The following is a 22,305-nucleotide window of genomic DNA, read 5'->3' as shown; positions in this document are numbered from 1 at the left end:
CGGCCCGGGCGCTCGTCGGGGATCGGCGCCGGCTCGATGCCGGCGGCGGCGTGGCCGGGGCGCGCGGACCACCGTGGCCGGCGGCCGGGCGAAGGTGGTCAAATGGTCTTTGACGGTCATGGGACTCCCTGGGCCGTAGTCATGCCTCGCCCGCGACGGTGCCGAGAAGCCAGTAGGCGCCACCGACACTCCCGCGCGCCGCGCGAGGTGGACCAGCTCGTGATCGTCCGGCCCGAAGTGTCTGATCAGGGACGGGGCACTCGACCGGGAGGTTGGTCACTGCGAGCATCGGCAGCCTGACGAGCCGCCGGCGCCGTAGTGCGAATCCCTCCCGCGGAGGTATCTGTCCCCGCCCCCGGCACATCTGTTCTCCCTGAAGAGCATCTACCGGATTCGAGGTCGACCATGACGCCCACCAGAACGCTCAGCTGCATCACCCCGCCGTTCATCCTGACCCGGCTCCTGGACAGCGACAACGTGGAGATCCGGCAGGCCGCGCTCGCCACCCTGCTCACCACCGCCCAGCTGCGCGGCGAGCGCTCGGTGCGCGGGCTGATCGCCGGCGCGCTGGCCACGCCCGCGGACGGCCGGCGCAGTATCTTCGACTGCGCGCACTCCACCTACCTGCCGTCCGCGAGGCTGACCCGGTCGGAGAACGACGAGCCGGTCCAGGACGCGTCCGTCAACCGGGCGTACGACGGTTTCGGCACCACCCGCGCCTTCTTCCAGGAGGTCTTCGGGCGCAACTCGATCGATGACCGGGGGCTGCCCCTGCAGGGGTACGTGCACCGTGGCAACCGGTACAACAACGCGTTCTGGGACGGCCGGCAGATGGTCTTCGGCGACGGGGACGGCCAGGTCTTCCTGGACTTCACCGGCTCGCTCGACGTGATCGCGCACGAGCTCACGCACGGGGTCACCGAGCACACCGCCGCGCTGGAGTACCACAACCAGTCCGGCGCCCTGAACGAGTCGATGTCCGACGCGTTCGGCTCGATGACCAAGCAGTGGCTGCTGCGGCAGACCGCCGACCAGGCGGACTGGCTGATCGGCGCGGAGGTCTTCACCCCGCACATCGACGCGGACGCGCTGCGGTCGATGAAGGCGCCGGGCACCGCCTTCGACAACAAGCTGTTCGGCCGGGACCCGCAGCCCGACCACATGGACCGCTACGTCCAGGCGCCGGACACCGAGGACGGCGACAACGGCGGCGTGCACCTCAACTCGGGCATCCCGAACAAGGCGTTCTACCTGGTCGCCACCGGCATCGGCGGCAACTCCTGGGAGGCGCCGGGCCACATCTGGTACGAGTCGCTGAAGGCGTCGACCCAGACCACGGACTTCCAGGCCTTCGCCGACACGACCTACGATAAGGCCGGGACGCTGTACGGCGCGGACAGCCGCGAACAGCGCGTCGTCAAGGAGGCATGGGCCGGGGTGGGCATTCAGATCACGACGGCGCCGACGCTCGGGCGCGGCTAGATGCGGTTGTCCCTGGCGACGCGCGGTGGGATGGCGGCCCCGATCGCCCGGCGGCTGCCACCCCAGGTGCTCGACACCGACCGGCTCCCCGACGACGCCGTCCGGGAACTGCGCCGGCTCGTCGCGGCGGCGAGCGCCGACCCGGGCGGGGCGCATCCGGCGCCGCCTGCCCGCGACGCCATGACCTACACGATCACCGTCGACGACGGGCCGCGGTCGGCCACCCTGGTCAGCTCGGACACCTCGATGTCGCCGGCCTTCGCGGCCCTGCTCGACCACGTCCAGCGTCACCTGGGCTGACGACCGGGGCGGCGGCCGCCCCGTACGGCCGGCATCGCTTCTCAATTGCGGCGGACCGGGACCCGGGCGGCGGCCCCGGGCCCGGCGAGCCGGATCCGTAACTTCCGGGACTCCGGCTCGGCTGGCGGCGCCGCGCTGACCGGAACTGACCAGTCGACGCGCCACACCGGGCGCAGCACCGCGGCCAGATACGCGAGCCCGCACACCCACAGCGCCGCGGTCAGCCCGCCGAGGTTCAGCAGCGCCGCGCCGAACAAGCCGCCCACCGGGATGCCGGCCCACGCCCAGGCACTGATCAAAGTCTGCACCCGGCCACGCAGCGCCGCGGGGATCAGCTCCACCTGCAGCGTCTCCAGCAGCGGGTTGAACAGTCCCGAGCCGATGCCGGCCAGGGCGTAGACCGCGATCACCGCCTCCGGCGGCAGGCCCAGCGCGAGCACCAGGATCCGCGTCGGCCCGCTGCTCAGCACCCCGATGAGGTACGTCAACCGGCGCGGCAGCCGGGTGCCGAAGCCGGCCGACGCCAGCGCCGAGGCGATCGACGCCAGCCCGACCGTGCTCAGCGCCAGCCCCACCACTGTCGCGTCGTGCCCGCCGGCCCGCGCCCAGACCGGCAGCAGCACCGCCATCAGAGCCTGGTCGAGCAGGTTGGTCACGACGAACATCGCGGTCACCGCACGCAGCGGCGCGTTGCCGCGCAGGAACGCCGTGCCGGTGCGCAGCCGGGTCAGATACGACTCGTCGTCGCGCCCGCGGTCCCGCACCGGATCGGTGACGGTCAGCGTCACGATCAGCGTGGCCACCCCCAGCATCGCCGCGGCCACCCACAACGCGCGGCCGCCGCCCAGCGTGGCGACCAGCCAGCCGGCCAGCGCGGTGCCGACCGCGGTGGCGGTGCGCTCCACCGCGGTGGCCAGGCCGACGCCGCGCGCTGTCGACTGGCCGGCGTCGGCCGCCGCGAACGGCACGAGCAGCCGTTTCGCGGCGCTGGCCGGCCCGTCGGCGCAGCCGACGACCAGCAGCATCAGGGTGAGCAGCCAGAGTGGGGGAGTTCCGAGCAGCGCCGGGACGATCAGCACCACCGCGGACACCACGTCCCCGGCGGCGCTGATCCGGCGTGGGCCGATCCGGTCCAGCAGCGGCCCGGCCAGCCACTGCGTGAACGCGTAGGGAAGCACCTGGCAGGCCACCACCAGGCCGGTCTGCGCGGCGCTGCCGGTGCGCTCCAGCACCAGCCACGGCACCGCGACGGTGAGCAGCCGGTTCGCGGACAGCGTGCAGGCCTGTGAGGTCAGGACACCGGAGAGTCCACGCCATCTCACCCGGCCATCACCGGCACGTGCCCGGTGTCACGGCGCGGTCCGGCCGCGTAATCGATCAAGGGCGCCATCGAACATCCTTCGGCAAAAGGCGAGGCGGTTTCCTCGCACCGTAGATGCCGATGGGCACGGCAGGTAGTCGCCCGTCGATTACGAGATAGCCGGTATCAGCGCCTGCCGGCGCTCTTCACGCTTGTTGCTTTTCCGGCTTCTCGCAGGTCAGAGTCAATGGGGTCAACTACTTCGGTCCGCGTTTATCGGCTACTCGACATGCCGAAATGATGTTCCCGAAGTCGCACAGTGAGTCCGTCGTACGCTTCTTGGGGTTCTTGACTGCGGCGGGAAAACGTGAAGGGTGAATTGATGACCTTGATGCTCGCGCTTCCTCTCAGGCCGGCTCGGGCTCCGGTTCGGCGGGCACCGGCTCGACAGGCATCGGCTCGGCCGGGGCCGGCGGCAGGTCCGGATTGCCCGGCTCCAGCTCGCCCGGATCGTCGGGAATCGGCGCGCCGGGGTCGAGCGGCGGATAGCGGTCCGGGTCGGACGGCAGTCGTTGGATCGGCATCGAGTCCCCCTTTCACCAGGCCCCGGTCCCGGTCCGGCACGGGGCTCAAGATCGAGTACCCGCCCGGGCCGGGCCCAAACAGCAGGCAGTTCAGGCGAGGTCGTCCTCGCTGAGGGCGTCGGCGATCGGCGTGGCGCCGGCGTTGAAGCGGATCGTGCGGTGGATCGTCGCCGGCTCGTGCAGGGCCCGCAGCACGACCGCGGCCACGTCCGCCCGGCTCACCGAGCCGGCCGTGGCGCCCTGGTTGGCCGTCTCGATACGGCCCGTCGGCGGGTCCAGGGTGAGGCGGCTCGGGCCCAGGATCGTCCAGTCCAGATCGGTGGCCGCCAGGTGGGCGTCCGCGGCGGCCTTCGCCTCGGCGTACGGGAAGAAGCCGTGGCCCTCGGGAACGCCGTGCTCGATCTGCGAACCGAAGTAGGACACCATCAGGTAGCGGCGGACCCCGGACCGCAGCGCCGCGTCCATCGAGCGGATCGCCGCGTCCCGGTCCACCGCGTAGGTGCGCGCCGGGTCGCCGCCGCCGGCCCCGGCCGACCACACGATCGCGTCCTGCCCGGCGAAGAGTTCCGCCAGCTCCGCCACGCCGAGCCGCTCGACGTCGGCCACCACCGGCGTCGCCCCGGTGGCCGCGACCTCGGCCCGGTGCCCGGGATCGCGGATCACCGCGGTCACCTCGTGCCCGGCCTCCACCAGCAGCGGCAGCAGCATCAGCGCCACCTTCCCGTGGCCGCCTACGACAAGAACGCGCGCATTGTCCATTCCGGTCACGGTACCGGTGCGGCGCGCAGTCCTGGCCGAACCGGGGCCGAGAACTTCGGCGGAGTCGCCGGCCCCGGGCTTGCCTGCGAAGGCCCGGGGCCGGTTGCCGGTCAGGCCGTCACGATCGGTTTGAGCGCCTCGCCGACCATGTTGACCACACCCGGCCGGTGACCGTTACGGATCAGGTTGATGGTGATGCCGTCGATGCCCGCGCCGATCACCTTCTCGTGCAGTTGCTCGGCGACCTGCTCGGCCGTACCGACGAAGGCGCGGTTGCGGCGGTCCTCCGGGACCGACTCCCTGAGCTCCTTGGCCTCCGCCTCGTTCTCCCCGACCATGCCCATCGCCAGGTAACTGGTGGCCAGCGTCGCCGGGTCGCGGCCGATCTCCGCACAGCGCTCGCGCAGCACGGCGACCTTGCGGGCCACGTCCTCGACGTCGCAGATGATGTTCATGTGGTCGGCGAAGCGGGCCGCCAGCCGGAACGTCTTCTGCTCGCCGGAGCCGCCCAGCATGATCGGGATGTGCGGCCGCACCCGCGGGTTGTTCATCGCGCCGCGGGCGACGTACCACTTGCCCTCGAACGTCGCGGGCTCGCCCTCGAGCATCGGGCTGATGATGGTGAGCGCCTCCTCGAGCCGCTCGAAGCGCTGCCCGAACGTGCCGAACTCGAACCCCAGGTCGTGGTGCTCGCGCTCGAACCAGCCGGCGCCGATGCCGAGAACGGCGCGGCCCTTGGACACCACGTCCAGGGTGGTGACCGTCTTGGCCAGCAGCGCGGGATTGCGGTAGGTGTTGCCGGTGACCAGCGTGGACAGCTGGATAGTGGACGTGACGGACGCGAGCGCGCCGAGCGTCGTGTACGCCTCGAGCATGTTCGCGTCCGGCGTGCCGATGCCGGGCAGCTGATAGAAGTGGTCCATCACCAGCACGGTGTCGAAACCGGCCGCCTCGGCCTCCTTGGCCTGCGCGGCGACCGTGTCGAACAGCCGCTCCTCCGGGACGCCGGGATAGGTGAAGTTCGGGATCTGGTACCCGAGCCGGATGGTCACGCTGCCTCCTGTGTAAGAGGTCTCTCACTTGGTAATGTAAGAGCCAACTTACACGGCTGTGAAGGACGGTGCGGAAGGTGTCGCGCGATCGCGGTTATCATCACGGCGACCTGCGCGCGTCACTGATCACCGCCAGTTTCGAACTGCTCGCCGAGGTGGGGCTGCGGCGTTTCTCGGTGGCCGCGGTGGCGCGCCGGCTGGGCGTCAGCTCGGCCGCGCCGTACCGGCACTTTCCCGGCCGTGACCACCTGCTCTCCGCGGTCTCCGCGGCCGCCGCCCACGACCTGCGGTCCGCGATCGTCGCGGCCGCCGACCGGGCCGGCGCCGACCCGTCCTCCCGCCTGGCGTCGGTCGCCGAAGCCTATTTCCGGTACGTGGTGCGCACCGGCGCCGGCTTCCACGTGATCTACGCCGCCGAGTTGTACGCGGTCCCGGACGAGGCCCGCCGTGAGCAGACGCGCGCGCTGATGGCGACGCTGCTGGAGCTGGCGTCCGCGGTCGGCGTCCCGTCCCATCGGCAGGCGGTCGCCCTGGTCGAGGCGATCGTCGCGGTCGCGCACGGGTACACGACGCTGTTCGCCGAGGGCTTCTTCGCCCAGGGAGCCCTGACCGTGGACGCGACGGCCGCGCGCGCGGTGGCGGCGGCCGAGGCGTTGATCCGCGCCGCCGGGGACCGCTGACCTCACCGGTTGCGGCAGCACCTCGACGGCGCGGCGCTCGTCCGTCGCCCGGTACGCCTCGGCGGCCTGCGCCACGGGCAGTCGGCGGGCAGTTCCCGAGTGCCGGAGCTGTCCGTCTTTTCCGGAACCAACAATACCGTCGGACATTCACCGGGATTCTTTTTTGAAAGAATCCACACCCGGCTTGCCGTGCGCTCTTTAGTGTTGGCTCGTTCGTGCAAATCATCATCTGAAAGGGCTGAACAATAATGATGTCGATGACGCGTATGGCGATCGGCGCCGGTATGGCGGTTGCGACCAGTGTGGGCCTGGGCGCCGGCGCCGCGTCAGCAGCTCCGCGTGACAGTTCCGACAGGGTGGGCCAGATCACGGCCGCCGGAAGCAGACTCCAGTTTCACGACTGGTACGACAGGCTGAGTGAATGCCGCAGTGACGGATACGACGGCCAGCGTGACGATTGGCTCCCCAACTGGAAATGCAAGAAGGGAGCCGGCATTCACTCGAAGCAGTTCGCCCTGTTCGTGGAGTACCGGCCGGACTACGACAACGACAACAGCAACCAGAACAGCAACAGCAACTGGAACAACAACCAGAACAACAACCGCAACAGCAACCAGAACAACAACCGCAACAGCAACCAGAACAGCAACGACAACAGCAACCGCAACAGCAACGACAACAGCAACCGCAACAGCAACGACAACAGCAACCGCAACAGCAACAGCAATCAGAACAGCAACGACAACCGGAATCTCAACAACAACGACAACCGGAACGTCAACAACAACAACAATGACAACCGGAACGTGAACAACAATCGGAACAGGAACAACAACAACAACGCGAACAGCAACGCCAACGCCAACGCCAACGACAACGACAACTGGAACGACAACGACACCGGTACCGGCGATGACAACTACGGCGGGGTTACCCCTCCCAGCTGCAAGAGCGCCTGACGCCTGCTGATCACTTCGCCCACCCGCCCATGGCCGAGTGTCGCGCCGGGGCGGGTGGCGTGCCGTAGCCGTCGATCGCGTCGTCGCCGCGGTGGCCCGGGTCGACGGTGTCGGGGAAGTACCGGAGGAAGGTCATCGGACGCCCTCGCCCGCCAGGACCAGTCGGTTCGCCGGGCGGGGGAGGCCGTAGTGCTCGCGCAGCGTGGCGCCCTGGTACTCGGTGCGGAACAGGCCGCGCTCCTGCAGGATCGGCACGACCTTGGTGGCGAACGCCTCGATGCCCGCGGGCAGGACGGCCGGCATGATGTTGAAGCCGTCGGCGGCGCCGTTCTCGAAGTACTCCTGGATGGTGTCGGCGACCTGCACGGGAGTGCCGGTGAAGGTGCGGTGGCCGCGGCCACCGCCGAGGCGGCCGATCAGTTGCCGGACGGTCAGGTTGTCGCGCCGGGCCCAGTCGACGATCAGCGTACGGCGGCTCTTCGCGCCCTCGATCTCCTCCTCGTCGGGCAGATCCCGCGGCAGCGGCCGGTCCAGCTCCAGGATGCCCGGGTCGACGCCGAGCGTGTGGGCCAGTTGCCGGAGCGCGTACTCCGGTCCGATCAGCCGGTCCAGCTCGGCGTCGAGCTCGCGGGCCTCGGCCTCGGTGTCGCCGATGACCGGCACGATCCCGGGCAGCACCACCACGTGGTCCGGGTCGCGCCCGGCCCGCGCCACCCGGCGCTTGAGGTCGGCGTAGAAGGCCTGGCTCTCGGCGAGCGTGGGCTGGGCGGTGAAGACCGCCTCGGCCCACTTCGCGGCGAACTCCTTGCCGTCCTCCGACGAGCCGGCCTGCACCAGCAGTGGGTACGCCTGCGGCGAGCGCGGCACGTTGAGCGGACCGTCCACACGGAAGAACTCGCCCCGGTGGCCGATCCCGCGGACCCGGTCGCGCAGCGCGTGCACGCCGTGCTGCTTGTCAGCGAGGATCGCGTCGTCGGTCCAGCTGTCCCAGAGCTTCGTGGCCACCTCGAGGAACTCGTCGGCGCGCTGGTAGCGGGTGCGGTGCAGCGGCTGCCCGTCCAGGCCGAAGTTGCGGGCGGCCGCGTCGCCCGCGGTGGTGACGATGTTCCAGCCGGCCCGGCCGCCGGACAGGTGGTCCAGCGAAGCGAACCGGCGGGCCAGGTTGAACGGCTCGTTGTAGCTGGTGGACGCGGTCGCGATCAGTCCGATCCGGCTGGTGGTCACGGCCAGTGAGGCGAGCAGCAGGGTCGGTTCCAGCTTGCCGGACGGCCGCCGGCCCGGGTCGTTGAACAGCACCGGGCTGTCGGCCAGGAAGACCGAGTCGAACTTGGCGTCCTCGGCGACGCGGGCCAGGTGCTGGTGCGCGGCGAGGGAGAGATTGGCGTACGGGTCGGAGCCGGGCAACCGCCAGGACGCCTCGTGGTGGCCGGTGTCGTGCAGGAACAGGTTGAAGTGCAACTGGCGGCTCATCGCAGGTTCTCCTCGTCGACACCCAGTTCGTCCAGCAGAAAGGCGCGCAGCTCGGCGAAGGCGGGCGCGGAGCGCGAGCGATCCGGCAGATCCACGCGTACGTCGCTGCGCACCACCCCGGCGTCCAGCACGATCACCCGGTCGGCGAGCACGATGGCCTCGTCGACGTCGTGGGTGACCAGCAGCACCGCCGGCCGGTGCCTCTCGCACAGCTTGCGCAGCAGGGCGTGCATCCGCAGCCGGGTCAGCGCGTCCAGCGCGCCGAACGGCTCGTCGGCCAGCAGCAGTCGCGGCTCGCGGACCAGCGAGCGGGCCAGTGACGCGCGCTGCTGCTCGCCGCCGGACAGCTGGTAGGGCCAGGCGCGCTCGCGGCCGGCCAGCCCCACCTCGGCCAGCGCCTGCCGGCCACGCTGCGCCGCGCCGGCGCCGCGCAGCCCGAACGTGACGTTGTCCAGGATCCGCTTCCACGGCAGCAGCCGGGAGTCCTGGAAGACCACAGACACCGAGCCGGGGACGGTGATCCGGCCGTAGCCGTCGACGTCGCGGTCCAGCCCGGCCAGCGCGCGCAGCAGCGTGCTCTTGCCGGTGCCGGAGCGCCCGATCAGCGCCACGAACTCGCCGTCCGCGATGTCCAGGTCCAGGCCGTTGAGCACGCCGCCGTTCTGGTGGAAACTGCGATGCAGGTCCTGTACGCGGACCGCCGGCCCGGTGCTCAGTCGTCGAGTGTCCGCCGCCATGCCAGCACCCTCCTTCCGGTCAGGCGTACCGCCGTGTCGGCGAGGTAGCCGAAGAGGCCGTAGATCACCAGGCCGACGACGATCACGTTGGTCGCCCCGTACTGCTCGGCCAGCATGATCATGTAGCCGACGCCGCTGACCGCGTTGTACTGCTCCACCACGACGAGCCCGAGCAGCGCCGAGGTCACCGCGAACCGCATGCCGAGCAGGAAGCCGGGCAGCGCGCCGGGCAGCACCACGTGCCGGACGAACTCGCCGCGCCCGATGCCGATGGTCTCGGCCAGCTCGGCGTACTTGCCGTCGATGCCGCGCAGCCCGTTGTGCGTGTGCACGTAGATCGGCACCAGGCTGATCAGCGCGATGGTCACGATCTTCATCTGCTCGCCGATGCCGAACCAGGCGATGAACAGCGGGACCAGCGCCAGCGTGGGGATAGAGCGTTTGATCTGGATCGGGCCGTCGAACACCGACTCGCCGATCCGGGACAGCCCGGAGACGATCGCCAGCAGCACCCCGCCGGCCACGCCGAACGCCAGGCCGACCACCACCCGCCGCAGCGAGGACAGGATGTTGCCGAGCAGGTCGTGGTCGGTCCACTGGTCCCGGAAGGCGGTCACCACGTCCCACGGCGCGGTGAGCACCGCGGGACTGATCAGGCCGGTGGCCGAGCCGATCGACCAGACGGCCAGCACCAGGGCCGGGCCGACCCAGAAGGCGAACCGGAAGCGGCGGCCGGGCCCGAGCCGCCGGCGTACGACGCGGTGGTCGGCCCGCGCGGCACCGGTGGCCGGCTCACCCCGGTGGATGGTGGCGGTCACGAGGCATCACCGGTGACCGTCCGCGTCCCGGCGGCCGCCGTCTCGACCGGCTCGAACCGGCGGTCGACCAGCGTGGTCACGTCGAGCTTGTCGTGCTTCTGCTCGGTGGCCAGCAGGTCGGCGGTCTGCTGCAGCCGGGCGATGGCGTTGTCCCAGGTCGCCGGGATGCCCTTGGCGCCGGTGAGCTCGACGACCACCTTGGCGTCCGCGGCGGTCAGGCCCTGGCTGTCCTGGTAGTAGAGCTTGGCGTACTCGGCGGGGTGGTCGTTCTGCCAGAGCAGGGCCTTGGTGCGTACGCTCACGTAGATTCTGAGCGCCGCGGCCTTCGCCGCGTCCTGCACCGACTTGGTGAGACAGTAGAGCGTCGACGCGTCGTCGCGGATCCCGGTGTCGACGGCCGTGGCGCCCGGGTACTTCGCCTTGTAGACCCTCACGTACTGCGCGCTCAGCGGCGCCACGTCGACCGCCTTGGTGCCCAGCGACGTCACGTAGGAGTCGTTGGTGCTGGTCAGCTCGACCAGCTTGACGTCCTTCCGGGTCAGGCCGGCCTTCTGCAGCACCCGCAGCACGAGGGCGCCCTGGGCCTGGCCGGCGCTGTAGGCGATCCGCTTGCCGCGCAGGTCGGCCAGCGAGGTGACGTTCACTCCGGGTGCGACGCCCAACTGGTAGACCGGGAACTTGAGCGGGTCGACGGTGACCGACTGGAAGACGATCCTGGTCGAGGTGCCGGTCCACGCGGCGAACAGCGACGGGATGTCGGCGACCGCGCTGCAGTCCAGCTTGTCGGCGCGGAAGGCCTGGATGCTCTGCGGGCCGCCGCTGATGTTCGCCCACTCGACCCGCACGCCGGCGGTGTCGAGCTCCTTGTCGAGACCGGCCGCGCCGAGGACGGCCTGGATGGTCGGGTCGCCGATGCGGATCGTGGCGCCAGTCGGCACCTGCTCCGGCAGCGCGGCGGTCAGCTCCAGGGTCGAGCCCGGTTCGTCGCCTCCGCACGCGGCGACACCAAGGGACAGGGCGGCCGCCAGCACGGCGGCGGCAGCCCTTCGGGGGATCAAGCTCATGCAATTCATGCTATCCAGATAGGATTACTGGGCAACTATGCGCACGACTGAATTAAGTGCGCCCAAGTGGCGACGCGTACACCCGGTGCAGCGCGACCGCCCCGCCGGCGACCGCCAGCACGCTGTCCGGAAAGCTCGACGGGTGCACGATCCGGACCGCGTCCACACCGGCCGACGAGTGCGCAGCCACCTCGCCGCGCACCGTCGCCAGGCACCCCGGCAGCCGGTTCACCCCCGCCTCGGCCACCACCAGCACCTCCGGATCGAAGAGGTCGAGCAACAGCGCGGCGGCGCGGCCGACCAGCCGGGCCCGGTCCCGCAACATCCGGACCGCCTCGGCCCGGCCGCCCGCCGCGGCGTCCACCAGGTCACCGATCTCCGGCCGGTCGATCAGCCCGGCGGCCAGCGCGCGGCGCACCACCACCCGCTCCGAGACGGCCACCTGCAGGCAGCCCACCCGCCCGCACGGGCAGGCCTCGGCGCAGCCCTCGACCGGCAGATGGGCGACAGCGCCGGCCGCCGACCGGGGACCTTCGTGCACCACGCCGCCCGCCGCGAACGCGACGTCGACCAGGTTGCCGACGAACAGGTGCGCCGCGCTCTCCCGCATCCGGGCGGCGCCGAACAGCTGCTCGGCACGCAGCAGCGCCCGGGAGTTGCTGTCCACCCGCACCGGCAGCCCGGTGGCCTCGGCGAGCACGGCGCCGGCGGGCACGTCCCGCCAGCCCAGGACCGGGTGCTCGATCACGGTGCCGTTGGCGGCGTCCACCCAGCCGCCGGTGGCCAGCCCGGCTCCGAGGATCCGGCGCCGCGGGTGCTCCCGGCGCATCGCGGCGATCCCGCCGCCCAGAGCGGCGAGAACACTGCCCGGATCGCGCTCGCCGTGCGGGGCGCGGTGCTCGTCGAGCACCCGGCCACGCAGGTCGAGCAGGGCCACAGTGGTGCACGGCACGGCGACGTGCACGCCGATCACACCGACCGCGGCCGGCTCGACGTCCAGCGGCACGTGCGGGCGGCCCATGCCCGGCGGACCCGCGGCCTCCGGGACCTCGCGGATCAGCCGCTGTCTCAGCAGGGCGGCGGTGGCGCCGGTGACGGTGGCCGCGGAGAGCCGGGTGACCCGGGCGACCGAGCTGCGGGCGACCGGGCCGTGCTGGAGGATCGCGTGCAGCACCGCCGCCGCGGAGTCCGGTGGTCGGCGCGGCGCCGGCACCGGGAGGTCCTTGCGCCGGGTGGTGTGCCCAACGGGGATCATTTCGGGACTTTATCGTGGGTTGTCCGGTGCCGGGGTGTGCGGTTACCGGACGTTAACAACAATCTCGGCGGTGGCTGCTGTGCCGATCACGAACGTTCACCGCCTCCCACCGCCGCCGTGCCGGCGAACCGGAAGTTCCGGACGGCCGGCACGTGAGACCGGCGGCTGTCGTTCCGGTCCGGGCCGGGGCAGGTGCAGCACCGGCGCATTGTCGGTGCGAGGCTGGATAGGTCTGACCATTGTCGGTCACCGCTGAACGCGCCTATTCGGTGTGCGCGCCGGCGTCGAATGCCCGTCGATTCTTCGTGATCACCTCCAGGTTCGTCTCGGCCCACGAGCCCAGCGCCTTCACCGGCGGCAGCAACGTTTCGCCGAGCGTGGTCAACGCGTACTCCACCCGGGGCGGCACGCACGCGTACACCGTCCGGGTGACCAGGCCGTCGCGCTCCAACTGCCGCAGGGTGACGGTGAGCATCCGATGGGAGACACCGGTGACGGCCCGTTGCGGGGCGCCGAAGCGCACCGGTCCCTGTCCGACATGGCCGATCACCAGCAGGCTCCACTTGTCACCGACCAGCGCCAGGATCTTCAGCACCTGCCGGCAGGTGGCCTCCGCCGGACAGTGACCGCCCGGTTGAACTCGATCGCCGGATCCACCGGGCGGTACGCCCGCTCGCCGGGCGGCTCCTCGCGGTCTTCGGGCACAGTGTACGGCGGTGGCCCGGTCCGGCTCCAGGTTTGGTCCGCAGCAGCCTCTCCAGCAGTTTCTTGAGCCTGGCAGCGGTGGTTTCGGTGGGGGTGTGGGCGGCCAGGGCGTGGCCGGCTACGGGCGCGGGGTCAGGATCCGCGGGCCCGCCTCGGTGACCGCGATCGTATGCTCGGAGTGCGCGGTCCGCGACCCGTCGGCGGACCGGATCGTCCACCCGTCCTTGTCGAACTTGATCTTATCGGTGCCCGCGCAGAACCAGGGCTCGATCGCGATCGTCAGCCCGGGCTCCAGCTTGATGCCCCGCCCGCGCCGCCCGTCGTTGGCCACGTGCGGCGCCGGCTCGTGCATCGTGCGCCCGACGCCGTGCCCGCCGAACTCCATGTTCACCGTGTACCCGTACTCGCGGGCGACCGCGCCGATCGCCGCTGAGACGTCGCCGAGCCGGCCACCCGGTTGGGCCGCGGCGATCCCCGCCTCCAGCGCCACCTCGGTGCACTCGATCAGCTTGAGGTCGGCCGGAGCGGGCGTGCCGGCGATCACCGAGAGCGCGGAGTCGGCGACCCACCCGTCGATCGACACGGCCATGTCGATGCTGACCAGGTCGCCGTCGCGCAGCCGGTAGCTGTGCGGCAGGCCGTGCAGCACCGCGTCGTTGACCGACAGGCACAGCACGTTGCGGAACGGCCCGCGGCCGAACGAGGGCGCGTAGTCCCAGTAGCACGACTCGGCGCCGCGCTGCTTGATCCGCGCGCGGGCGTGGTGCTCGAGGTCCATCAGGTTGACCCCGACCTCGACCAGGCCGCCCAGCTCGGCGAGCAGCTCGCCGACGAATTGTCCGGTGACGGCCATCCGGGCGATCTCGTCCGGAGCCTTGAGTTCGATCACGTTACGCCTCCCTAGTGGTATTGTTATACCACCTCTCGGAGAGGAGATCCGATGAACCGCCCGCCGCTCACTCCGGACCTGATCGCCGCGGGTCAACGCCTCGGCGCCGCGCTGCGGGCCGCGCGCGGGACCCGCAGCCAGGCCGAGGTCGCGCTGGCCGCCGGCATCTCCCCGGAGACGCTGCGCAAGATCGAGAGCGGTCGCCTGCCGACCCCGGCGTTCGGCACGGTCGTCTGCCTGAGCGAGGCCCTCGGCGTTCCGGTGGCCGATCTGGCGGACGTCTGGCTGAGCGGCGTGCCCGCCGGCCAGCCCTCCTGAGCCGCGCCCGCGGGTGTCCGGTGGCGCGCGGCCCGACCCGGCCGGCGTCCGGTCAGCGCCGGTCGAGGATCGCCTCGATCATGCGCAGCAGCCGCGGCCCCACCTGGCCGATGCTGCCGTTCTGGTGGCTGACCTGGGCTCCCTCCAGCAGGAACGTGATCTCGGCGGTGGTCTGCTGCGGATCGGGCAGGCCGGCCGCGGCGCACATGCCCAGCAGGCGGTCGGTCTGCAGCGCCTTGTGCCGCTCGATCACCTGGCGGGCGGGGTGCTCGCGGTCCGGCAGCTCGGCCAGCGAGTTGATGAACGGGCAGCCCCGGTACGAGATTTCGGGCAGCCCGTCGGCGATGAACCGGGCCAGCGCCAGGATCTGCTCCCGGGGGCGGCCCGGATGGTCCGCCTCGGCCCGGTCGAAGGCCGCCTGATAGTCCGCGGCCAGGATGCGCAGCCACTCGGTGACCAGTTCGTCCTTGGTCTCGAAGTGCCGGTAGATCGCCATCTTCGTGGTCCGCGCCCGCTCCGCGATGGCCTGCACGCCCACCCGGGCGATGCCCTCGGCCTGGAACAACTCCTCGGCCGCGTCGAGGATCCGCTCGCGGGGCGGCAGTTTCGCCACCCGGGTCGGCCTTCTGGCGGTGGTCGTCATGAGAGCTCCGGTGGTCGGGGTCGTTGCGCAGCCGCCCTGTGCCCGGCTACGGTACCAAACCGTCCCAGTTGATACCGATCGGTATCGTCGGGTACTGAGTGGTATCAGCAGTGGGGAGTGATCGTGAGACTGAGCGAGTACGTGCGGCTGGACGCCGTCGCACAGGCGGCGCTGGTGGCCGCCGGTGAACTACGGCCGGCCGAGCTGGAGGCGGCCGCCCGGGAGGCCGTCCGCGCGGTGAACCCGGCGGTCAACGCCGTCGTGGAGACCTGGCCGGTCGACGCCGGTCCGGCGCCGGACGGCGCGCTGGCCGGCGTCCCCTTCCTGATCAAGGACATCGGCGTCACGATGGCCGGCCGGCGGATGGAGGCGGGCAGCCGCCTGCTGGCCGGGCACGTCGCCGGCGCCGACTCCTACCTGATGACCCGCCTGCGCAGGGCCGGGCTGGCGATTTTCGGGCGCACCGCCACCCCCGAGCTGGCCTACAGCATCACCACCGAACCGATGCTGTACGGCGCCACCCGCAACCCGTGGGACCCGCGGCGCGGCGCGGGCGGCTCCAGCGGCGGTGCGGGCGCGGCCGTGGCCGCCGGGATGGTCCCGATCGCCCACGCCACGGACGCCGCCGGATCGTTGCGCATCCCCGCCTCGTACAACGGGATCTTCGGGTTGAAGACCACCCGCGGGCGGGTCTCCCTGGGCCCCGGCTTCGACGAACAGTTCAGCGGCCTGGCCGTGCAGGGCTGCCTGAGCCGCACGGTGCGCGACAGCGCGGCCCTGCTGGACCAGATGCGCGGACCCGAGCCGGGCGACCCCTACTTCGCCGCGCAGCCGTCGCGGCCCTACGCCGACGAAGTCACCCGCGAGCCGGGCCGGCTCCGCGTCGGCGTGCTCGCGCAGGCCTGGGGCGGGCGCCGCACCACCGCACCGGTGCTCGGCGCGCTGGACGCCACCGCCCGCCTGCTCGAATCCCTCGGCCACCGGGTGGACGGCGCCGAGATCGCCCTCGGGCTCGACTGGGCGGACTTCGTGCTGGCCAACGCCCGGGTGTGGGCGGCGAACCTGGCCGCCACTGTCGACGGAATCGCCGGCCCCTCCGGCCGGCCGGTCGACGCCACCACCCTGGAACCGGTCACCCTCGCCGGCTACCACTACGGCCGGCAGATCGGCGCTGCGGAGTTCCTCGCCGCGCTGGCGATGCGCAACCAGGTCTCGCGCAGCCTGGCAGCGTTCTTCGCCGCGCACGACGTGCTGCTCACCCCGACCGTGCCGGAGCTTCCTCCGCCCCTGGGCACCCTTGCCGAGGGCGCGGAGGATCTGGATGGCGTGGGCTGGATCGAGCGGGTGTTCGACCGCTCCCCGTTCACCGTCGCGTTCAACGTGGCCGGGACGCCGGCCATGTCCGTGCCGGCGGGCGTCGATCCGGGAACCGGGCTGCCGATCGGCATGCAGTTCGCCGCCGGACACGGACGCGAGGACCTGCTCTTCCGCTTGGCCGGTCAGCTCGAACGGGCGGCGCCGTGGGCGGCCCGGACGCCTGTCGTCCGGGCGGGCTCGGCGCCGCGCCGTACCGTCAAGCATTGATGCGGCGGCCCGGGCGCGCCGGGACACGGTTGCGGCCGAGGCTCCCACCTGCCGGGTGGGCGTCCCGGACGCCCGGCCGTCAGCTCCGACCCGCGAGCGCCGTGGTCTGCTGGGCCGGGGCGAGGTCGTACTCGTCGCGCAGCTCCTCCGCCGTGGTGGCCCGGTCGAAGAGCCACCCCTGGCCCAGACCGACGCCGAGCCCGGCCAGAGCCGCCGCGTCCGCCGCGGTCTCGACCCCCTCGGCCACCACCGTGGCCTTCACCGCGCCAGCGAGTTCCACCAGGGCCTTCGCCACCACGGAGAGCACGTTGTCGCCGGCCACGCCGCCGACCATGCTGCGGTCGAGTTTGATCACGTCGGGCCCGGTGGCGACGATGTGCCGCAGCGAGGAGAAGCCCGCGCCCACGTCGTCGATGGCCAGGCGCATTCCCCGGCGGCGCAGCGGCGCCAGCACCGCCCGCAGGTGGTCGTAGTCGTCGATCGGGTCATGCTCGGACAGCTCCAGCACCACCCGGTCGAGCGGCAGCCCGCTCAGGAACTCCACGCCGCCCGCGGTGAAGAGGGTGGCCGGCGAGATGTTCATCGCGATGTATCCGGGCACGTCCGGCAGATGCTCCGCGGCCTGCCGCAGGGCCGCCAACTCCAGGTTCTCGCGTTCGCCGACCAGGCCGGCGTCGGCGAACACCTCGTCCGGCGGCTGGAGCCACTCCTGCGGGAACCGGCTGAGCGCCTCGGCGCCGGCCCGGCGGCCGGTGGCCAGGTCGACGATCGGCTGCAGGAGCACCACCGGGCCGCCACGGTTCAGCACCGGGCGCAGCCTGCTCTCGATCTCGGCGTTGCGGCGCCGCTTCCGGACGTCCGGTTCGATGATCACCGCAGCCGCGTGGGCCAGCACCTGCATGAAGACCCGGTCGCGGTCGGTCAGCTGCGGATCGGCGGCCAGCCCGGCGCCGCAGAACGTGCCGTACACGGTGCCGTCGCTGAGCTCGACCGGAACCGAAATGTAGCTCCGGATCCCCTGCTCGGCGGCGGGCAGCCGCATCGCCGCCGGAAACTCGGCGACGTCCGGGATCACCGGCGGCAGCTCACCGTCCATGACCGCCTGGCAGAACGAGGTGTCCCGGTCCTGCACCATACCGTCCTGCAGCGGCAACACCGAGTCGACCACCTCGAGGTGCTGCACCGGCCCGTCCATCCGGCTCAGGAACGCCAGACCCATCCCGAGCGACTCCCGGGCGGTGCGCAACAGGTCCGCGACCTGTCGCGCGGTTTCGGAGCGTTCCGGCATCAGGTCTCCTCGCGCACTACGACATCGGCTGACCGATCTCATCGACACCCGCACGCCCGGGTTGAGGAACCCGGCGGATACGCCGGCCCGCTCCGGCACGGACTCGGCCACCCGGGCGCCACGGTCGTCCGTTCCCGACGCCTCCGGCCGCAGCGGTGGCTCGCCGGGTGGCCCCGGCCGCCGCGGTCACGGTCCGGTTCCGCCGGCCGGGTTCTCCACGCGGGCGATGAGCTGCTTGAGCCGGACGATCTCGGCGGCCAGCGCGGCGCCGCCGGCCGCGGTGAGGCTGACCCAGGTGCGGCCACGCCGCCCCTCGTAGCCCTTCTCGACGGCGATCAGCCCGGCCGCCTCCAGGACGCTCAGATGTTCGGAGAGGTTGCCGGCGGTCAGGTCGAGCCGGGTGCGCAGGTAGCCGGCCGCGCCCAGCAGCAGGATCACGCCGCTCCGCCACCCCCACGGCGCCGCCCAGCGACCGGGGCAAGGTGTCGTTCGCCGTGATCACCCGCGCTCCGCCCAGCCCACCCTGGACTGCGTCGCGATCGGCGTGAGCGTCGACGTCAGCCCATACCGAAGCCGATGACCAGGCAGAAACGCCGCCACCTCGCGAACGCCGGAGTGCCGTCCGAGCAGGAGCGGCAGCGCCGACCCGGCGAACACCGGCACCGCGCCGATCAGCGCACACCCGGAAGCCCGAGCGCTCCGGAGACGGCCGGGGGAGCGGCCGGCGGACCGTGGTCAGTGGCGGCTTCGGGCCGCCACCACCTGCGCGGCGAAGCTGGCCACCAGCAGCGCCAGCCCGGCCAGGCCGGCCCACAGTGGCACGCCGGAGATCCGCGCCGCGTCGTACTCCGGGTCGGTCCGCGCGACGCTGGAGGCCCGGTCACCGAGGGCATAGGCGTCGACGGTGATCGGGCCGGTCGCGCCGAGGATGTCGTCGCCCTTGACCGAGATCTTGCCGGTGTGCTTCTTCCCGTCCACCGTCCAGGTCGCACCGTCGCAGGTGGCGTTGCTACCGCCGACACCTCGCCGGCCCTTGGTGAACTTGCAGTCACCCGGGCTCGGCACCGTGGCGGCGACCCGGTCCCCGTAGAACCCTCGGTAGTTGTTTCCGTCGAACCATCTGGTCAGCAGGCCACCCAGGGACAGCACCACGGCGATCGCCCCGACCGCCGCCACCACGGCCAGCAGTCGTGAGAACACCGGCGGGCCGCTGTCGGCGTCGTCGCTGATCATCGCGAGGAAGCCGGCGTAGACGAGGGCGCCCAGACCCAGGGACACCAGGATCGGGGCGAGAACGCTGATCCGGTACGGGCAGCAGATGAAGATCACTCCGAGCGGCACCGCGGCGACAGCCACCCAGAACGCGGCCGGCATCTTGTCGTCGCCCGCCCCGGCCGCGGCCGTACCACCCTGCACCATGACGCCCCTCTCCGGCAGCAACGCCCATCGCATCGAAGACCATAACGGCCCGGCGCCCGCAGCAGAAAGTGGGCTCGGGCCACGGCGCCACCCACCCGCTCGTCGCGCGACCAGCTCAAGATCTGATTCGGCATCGCCACCCGCCAGGTCATCCGCCGGGGCGCCCTCGCCCGGGGTGCGCGTCCTCATCCGGACCGTCCGCGCCTGCATCGCCTCCTGGAACACCGGCCCGCGACTGCTCACCTCCGACAGCGACCGCCGGCGTCGCCGGGCCAGTCCGCGACCGCCCGCGCGACGCCGTAGCGGCGTTAGACTCGCCGGCCATGGGACTGCTCACCTTCAGCATCAACCTCACCCTGGACGGCTGCGTCGACCACGGGGAGGGGATCGCCGACAACGAGACGCACGCTCTCTTCACCCGTCTCATGGACGAGAGCGGGGCGATGCTGTGGGGTCGCGTCACCTACGAGATGATGGAGAGTTACTGGCCGGCCGTAGCCCGCGGCGACGAGCAGGCGCCGCCGGCCATGCGCGAGTGGGCGATCAAGCTGGAGGCCAAACCGAAGTACGTGGTGTCGTCGACGCGCACGGACTTCCCCTGGGCCAACAGCCACCACATCGCCGGCGATCTGCGCGCGGGCGTGCAGAAGCTCAAGGACGCGACCCCGGCCGGAGTCCTCCTCGGAAGCGGCAAGCTCGCGACCGAGCTCGACCGGCTGGACCTGATCGACGAGTACAAACTGCTCGTCCATCCCAGGATCGCCGGCCATGGCCCGACGTTGTACCAGGGCGGGCTGCCCGGCACGCGCCAGCTCGAGCTGATCTCGGCGGACCCGCTCCGCAACGGCGCGGTGGCCATGCACTACCGCCGCGCGCGCTGAATCACAGAAGTCCATCGCCGCCGGCTCACCGGCGGCGTGGCGTCCTCCTCGCGCTCGCCGCGCAGTCCCGACCGACTCCTCGAAGGCGAGGACGTTGTCGAAGAGCCGTTCGAGGCTGCGAGGATGTCGCCAGCGGCGCAGGATTATGGGCACCTCGCCGACGTCTCCGAGCCGGGCTGCGGTCGTACGACCAGTAAATGAGTAGCCGGTGAGCGGATCCCTGCCGGAGGCTTCGGCGGGTCTTCGAGATCAGACGGCTATGGTCGTTCGGAGTGCCTGTCTATGGGAGCAGGGGCTCGACGGTGCTGGCGTTCGTCGCCTCGGTATTGCTCAGGACCACGATGCGGCGACCGAGTTCGGGAATGTTGCCGACGTACGCCTTGTAGCCCGCGTTATGGCCGCTGTGGTGCCACCATCGCCGACCGTTGAGCTCACCGACGAAGACGCCGTAGCCGTAACCGCTGATATCCGGGCCATTGTCGGTCCGGGCCCGCTCGGTCAACATCAACGTCCGGTACGGTTCGCTCAACAGACGGCCGCGTTCCAGGGCATCGAGCCATGTCAGCACATCCTTGGCCGTCGACCACACGTCTCCCGCGCCCATGCCGACCACGTCCAGTTCCCAGGTCGGTATCGGCCGGCCCTCGGCGTCGTGGCCGAGCGCCAGATCCGGCCGGGCACCCGGCGATCCCGCGAAGGTACTGGTCAAGCCGAGGCGGCCAAAGATGCGGTCCGCCAAGAAGACCCGGTACGGCGTATCGGCTGCCCGTTCGACGACGTGCGCCAGCAGCACGTACCCCGGGCTGCTGTAGCACCAGCCCTCGCCCGGCGGAAACTTCAGTGGCACGCAGTGGAACGTCTTCAGCAGGTCGCCGGGATCCACCCGCCGAGCTAAGTCGATCATGGGATAGTCGTCCCAATGGCCGAGGCCGGCGGTGTGGGTGAGCAGCTGGTGCAGCGTGATGTTCTGCCACTCCTGCGGGCAACCGTCGAACCAACGGCCCACCGGTTCGGCGAGGGCCAGCATGCCCTCCTCGACGAGCAGGAGCACGGCCGCCGCCGTGAACTGCTTGCTCACCGAGGCCAGCTGATAACGCGTCTGCGTGGTGTCGTCCACGATGACATCCGCACCCTGCCGCACCAGGATCTCCGCTCGTATCATGCCGCCGACCCTAGACGCTCTCCGCGTCTGTCCGACGCGGACGTGATGGTCGCTCGCCCGCCCCGTGAGCGGGTGGAGTCACGCGGCGTTCCCGGTGCCGGATCGGCTCGCTCATGTCTGCTCCGTCGGCAGCATGCGCAGCTCGGCGACCGCGACGTGCCTGGGGCGGGTGACGATGTAGCCGACCGCATCGGCAACGTCGTGCGCCTGCAACGTCTCCATGGAGGCGTACCATGCCTGGTTCGTCTGCCGCATGCCGTCGCGAATGTGATCGGTGATCTCGGTATTCACCGCGCCCGGCTCGACGGCCGATACCCGGATGTGCTCACGGCCCAGCTCTTGGCGCAGGGCCTCGCTGAACGCGGTGACCGCGAACTTGGACGCCGAGTAGACCGCCGCGCCACCGTACGCCGACCTCCCCGCCACCGAGCTGATGTTGACGATGTCGGCCACCGAGCGCGGGGAGGTCTGCGCCGCCTTGCGCAGATGAGGTAGGGCCGCGTGTGTCAGCTCCAGCAGAGCCGTGACGTTGAGATCGACAGTACGCCGCCATTCCCGCAGCGGTGCCTCGGCGGCCGGCCCGATGAGCATGACGCCGGCCGCGTTCACCAGAGTGTCCAGCCGTCCCATCCGGTCGACGATTCTGCCGAGCAGGCTTTCGCCGGGCTCGTCGGTTATGTCAGCCGCGAACACCTCGGCATGCCCGCCCCGGGTGCGCAGTTCGGCGGCGAGCGCCTCGATGCGCTCGGCGCGGCGCGCTACCAAGGCGACAGCAGTTCCCTGATCGGCGAGGGTCTGAGCCACCGCCCGCCCGATGCCGCTACTGGCTCCGGTGATTACCGAGACGGTCCCGTCGAGACGACGGGCCGTCCCCTGTTGTCTGTTCACTTACCCTCCGATACGAACTGGTTCGTATCAAACGATAGAACCCCCGTCCCGCTAAAGCAAACGAACTG

Annotated in this window: 25 protein-coding genes; 7 read left to right on the top strand and 18 right to left on the bottom strand. The window is 71.2% G+C overall.

Annotation, left to right across the window (positions count from 1 at the left end; genetic code table 11):
- Positions 1-405 precede the first annotated feature (405 nt).
- Positions 406-1,482: a M4 family metallopeptidase gene (locus Asi03nite_RS11455; protein ID WP_203678810.1), complete on the top strand. Its 1,077-nt coding sequence runs from the start codon at positions 406-408 to the stop codon at positions 1,480-1,482.
- Positions 1,483-1,782 carry a protealysin inhibitor emfourin gene (locus tag Asi03nite_RS11450; protein ID WP_203678808.1) on the top strand — a complete coding sequence of 100 codons (300 nt, stop codon included), beginning with the start codon at positions 1,483-1,485 and terminating at the stop codon, positions 1,780-1,782.
- Between the two features lie 41 nt (positions 1,783-1,823).
- Here the strand turns inward: Asi03nite_RS11450 and Asi03nite_RS11445 are convergent, their stop codons facing one another.
- The 4 genes from Asi03nite_RS11445 to Asi03nite_RS11430 form a co-directional block, all read right to left on the bottom strand.
- The gene (locus Asi03nite_RS11445; RefSeq protein ID WP_239102617.1) at positions 1,824-3,104 is read right to left on the bottom strand and encodes an MFS transporter; all 1,281 of its coding nucleotides are present in this window, start codon (positions 3,102-3,104) and stop codon (positions 1,824-1,826) included.
- Between the two features lie 385 nt (positions 3,105-3,489).
- Entirely contained in the window at positions 3,490-3,666 is a 177-nt protein-coding gene (locus Asi03nite_RS11440) for a hypothetical protein (RefSeq protein WP_203678806.1), read from the bottom strand.
- Positions 3,667-3,756: 90 nt separating this feature from the next.
- The gene (locus Asi03nite_RS11435; protein WP_203678804.1) at positions 3,757-4,425 is read right to left on the bottom strand and encodes an SDR family oxidoreductase; all 669 of its coding nucleotides are present in this window, start codon (positions 4,423-4,425) and stop codon (positions 3,757-3,759) included.
- Between the two features lie 110 nt (positions 4,426-4,535).
- Positions 4,536-5,477, bottom strand: a complete 942-nt coding sequence (locus Asi03nite_RS11430; RefSeq protein WP_203678802.1) for an LLM class F420-dependent oxidoreductase — start codon at positions 5,475-5,477, stop codon at positions 4,536-4,538.
- Between the two features lie 77 nt (positions 5,478-5,554).
- Here Asi03nite_RS11430 and Asi03nite_RS11425 point away from each other — a divergent pair, with 77 nt between their 5' ends.
- The gene (locus Asi03nite_RS11425; RefSeq protein ID WP_203678800.1) at positions 5,555-6,157 is read left to right on the top strand and encodes a TetR/AcrR family transcriptional regulator; all 603 of its coding nucleotides are present in this window, start codon (positions 5,555-5,557) and stop codon (positions 6,155-6,157) included.
- A gap of 521 nt (positions 6,158-6,678) precedes the next feature.
- On the top strand, positions 6,679-7,116 hold the full coding sequence (locus Asi03nite_RS11420) for a hypothetical protein (RefSeq protein WP_203678798.1): 438 nt from the start codon (positions 6,679-6,681) through the stop codon (positions 7,114-7,116).
- Between the two features lie 10 nt (positions 7,117-7,126).
- Here the strand turns inward: Asi03nite_RS11420 and Asi03nite_RS38485 are convergent, their stop codons facing one another.
- The 8 genes from Asi03nite_RS38485 to map all read right to left on the bottom strand — a co-directional run bounded on the left by Asi03nite_RS38485 (position 7,127) and on the right by map (position 14,054).
- The gene (locus Asi03nite_RS38485; protein ID WP_275409366.1) at positions 7,127-7,252 is read right to left on the bottom strand and encodes a hypothetical protein; all 126 of its coding nucleotides are present in this window, start codon (positions 7,250-7,252) and stop codon (positions 7,127-7,129) included.
- Complete coding sequence (locus Asi03nite_RS11415) at positions 7,249-8,586, bottom strand: LLM class flavin-dependent oxidoreductase (RefSeq protein ID WP_203678796.1); 1,338 nt, start codon at positions 8,584-8,586, stop codon at positions 7,249-7,251. Before Asi03nite_RS11415 ends, Asi03nite_RS38485 begins: the two co-directional genes overlap by 4 nt.
- Positions 8,583-9,323 carry an ABC transporter ATP-binding protein gene (locus Asi03nite_RS11410; protein ID WP_203678794.1) on the bottom strand — a complete coding sequence of 247 codons (741 nt, stop codon included), beginning with the start codon at positions 9,321-9,323 and terminating at the stop codon, positions 8,583-8,585. The genes Asi03nite_RS11415 and Asi03nite_RS11410 overlap by 4 nt, the downstream gene beginning before the upstream one ends.
- Positions 9,299-10,141, bottom strand: coding sequence for an ABC transporter permease (locus Asi03nite_RS11405; RefSeq protein ID WP_239102616.1), 843 nt, complete (start codon positions 10,139-10,141; stop codon positions 9,299-9,301). Before Asi03nite_RS11405 ends, Asi03nite_RS11410 begins: the two co-directional genes overlap by 25 nt.
- Complete coding sequence (locus tag Asi03nite_RS11400; protein WP_203678793.1) at positions 10,138-11,205, bottom strand: ABC transporter substrate-binding protein; 1,068 nt, start codon at positions 11,203-11,205, stop codon at positions 10,138-10,140. The genes Asi03nite_RS11405 and Asi03nite_RS11400 overlap by 4 nt, the downstream gene beginning before the upstream one ends.
- Before the next feature lie 52 nt (positions 11,206-11,257).
- On the bottom strand, positions 11,258-12,460 hold the full coding sequence (locus tag Asi03nite_RS11395; protein ID WP_203678792.1) for an ROK family protein: 1,203 nt from the start codon (positions 12,458-12,460) through the stop codon (positions 11,258-11,260).
- Between the two features lie 262 nt (positions 12,461-12,722).
- Complete coding sequence (locus Asi03nite_RS11390) at positions 12,723-13,055, bottom strand: winged helix-turn-helix transcriptional regulator (protein ID WP_203678791.1); 333 nt, start codon at positions 13,053-13,055, stop codon at positions 12,723-12,725.
- A 228-nt stretch (positions 13,056-13,283) separates the two neighbouring features.
- Positions 13,284-14,054: a type I methionyl aminopeptidase gene (gene map / locus Asi03nite_RS11385; protein ID WP_203678790.1), complete on the bottom strand. Its 771-nt coding sequence runs from the start codon at positions 14,052-14,054 to the stop codon at positions 13,284-13,286.
- Positions 14,055-14,105: 51 nt separating this feature from the next.
- On the opposite strand from map, the gene Asi03nite_RS11380 reads away from it, so the two are divergent.
- A complete protein-coding gene (locus Asi03nite_RS11380) occupies positions 14,106-14,372 on the top strand; it encodes a helix-turn-helix domain-containing protein (protein WP_203678789.1) in 267 nt (88 codons plus the stop codon).
- Positions 14,373-14,424: 52 nt separating this feature from the next.
- On the opposite strand, the gene Asi03nite_RS11375 is transcribed toward Asi03nite_RS11380, so the two are convergent.
- Entirely contained in the window at positions 14,425-15,015 is a 591-nt protein-coding gene (locus Asi03nite_RS11375; protein WP_203678788.1) for a TetR/AcrR family transcriptional regulator, read from the bottom strand.
- A gap of 123 nt (positions 15,016-15,138) precedes the next feature.
- On the opposite strand from Asi03nite_RS11375, the gene Asi03nite_RS11370 reads away from it, so the two are divergent.
- Positions 15,139-16,599 carry an amidase gene (locus Asi03nite_RS11370; protein WP_203678787.1) on the top strand — a complete coding sequence of 487 codons (1,461 nt, stop codon included), beginning with the start codon at positions 15,139-15,141 and terminating at the stop codon, positions 16,597-16,599.
- A gap of 79 nt (positions 16,600-16,678) precedes the next feature.
- Here the strand turns inward: Asi03nite_RS11370 and Asi03nite_RS11365 are convergent, their stop codons facing one another.
- The 3 genes from Asi03nite_RS11365 to Asi03nite_RS11355 form a co-directional block, all read right to left on the bottom strand.
- Positions 16,679-17,887, bottom strand: a complete 1,209-nt coding sequence (locus Asi03nite_RS11365; protein WP_203678785.1) for a sensor domain-containing phosphodiesterase — start codon at positions 17,885-17,887, stop codon at positions 16,679-16,681.
- Positions 17,888-18,073: 186 nt separating this feature from the next.
- Positions 18,074-18,325, bottom strand: coding sequence for a transcriptional regulator (locus Asi03nite_RS11360; RefSeq protein ID WP_203678783.1), 252 nt, complete (start codon positions 18,323-18,325; stop codon positions 18,074-18,076).
- A gap of 297 nt (positions 18,326-18,622) precedes the next feature.
- Positions 18,623-19,339 carry a hypothetical protein gene (locus Asi03nite_RS11355; RefSeq protein WP_203678782.1) on the bottom strand — a complete coding sequence of 239 codons (717 nt, stop codon included), beginning with the start codon at positions 19,337-19,339 and terminating at the stop codon, positions 18,623-18,625.
- Between the two features lie 290 nt (positions 19,340-19,629).
- Here Asi03nite_RS11355 and Asi03nite_RS11350 point away from each other — a divergent pair, with 290 nt between their 5' ends.
- Positions 19,630-20,187 carry a dihydrofolate reductase family protein gene (locus tag Asi03nite_RS11350; RefSeq protein ID WP_203678781.1) on the top strand — a complete coding sequence of 186 codons (558 nt, stop codon included), beginning with the start codon at positions 19,630-19,632 and terminating at the stop codon, positions 20,185-20,187.
- Positions 20,188-20,467: 280 nt separating this feature from the next.
- Here Asi03nite_RS11350 and Asi03nite_RS11345 read toward each other — a convergent pair whose 3' ends face one another.
- Positions 20,468-21,349, bottom strand: coding sequence for a serine hydrolase domain-containing protein (locus Asi03nite_RS11345; protein WP_239102615.1), 882 nt, complete (start codon positions 21,347-21,349; stop codon positions 20,468-20,470).
- Positions 21,350-21,460: 111 nt separating this feature from the next.
- A complete protein-coding gene (locus tag Asi03nite_RS11340) occupies positions 21,461-22,237 on the bottom strand; it encodes an SDR family oxidoreductase (protein WP_203678780.1) in 777 nt (258 codons plus the stop codon).
- Positions 22,238-22,305 lie beyond the last annotated feature (68 nt).

Origin of the sequence: Actinoplanes siamensis (assembly GCF_016862395.1) — a bacterium.
GTDB lineage: Bacteria > Actinomycetota > Actinomycetes > Mycobacteriales > Micromonosporaceae > Actinoplanes > Actinoplanes siamensis.
Note: the sequence above shows the minus strand (reverse complement) of the source record. Positions and strands in the feature narration are given on the sequence as shown.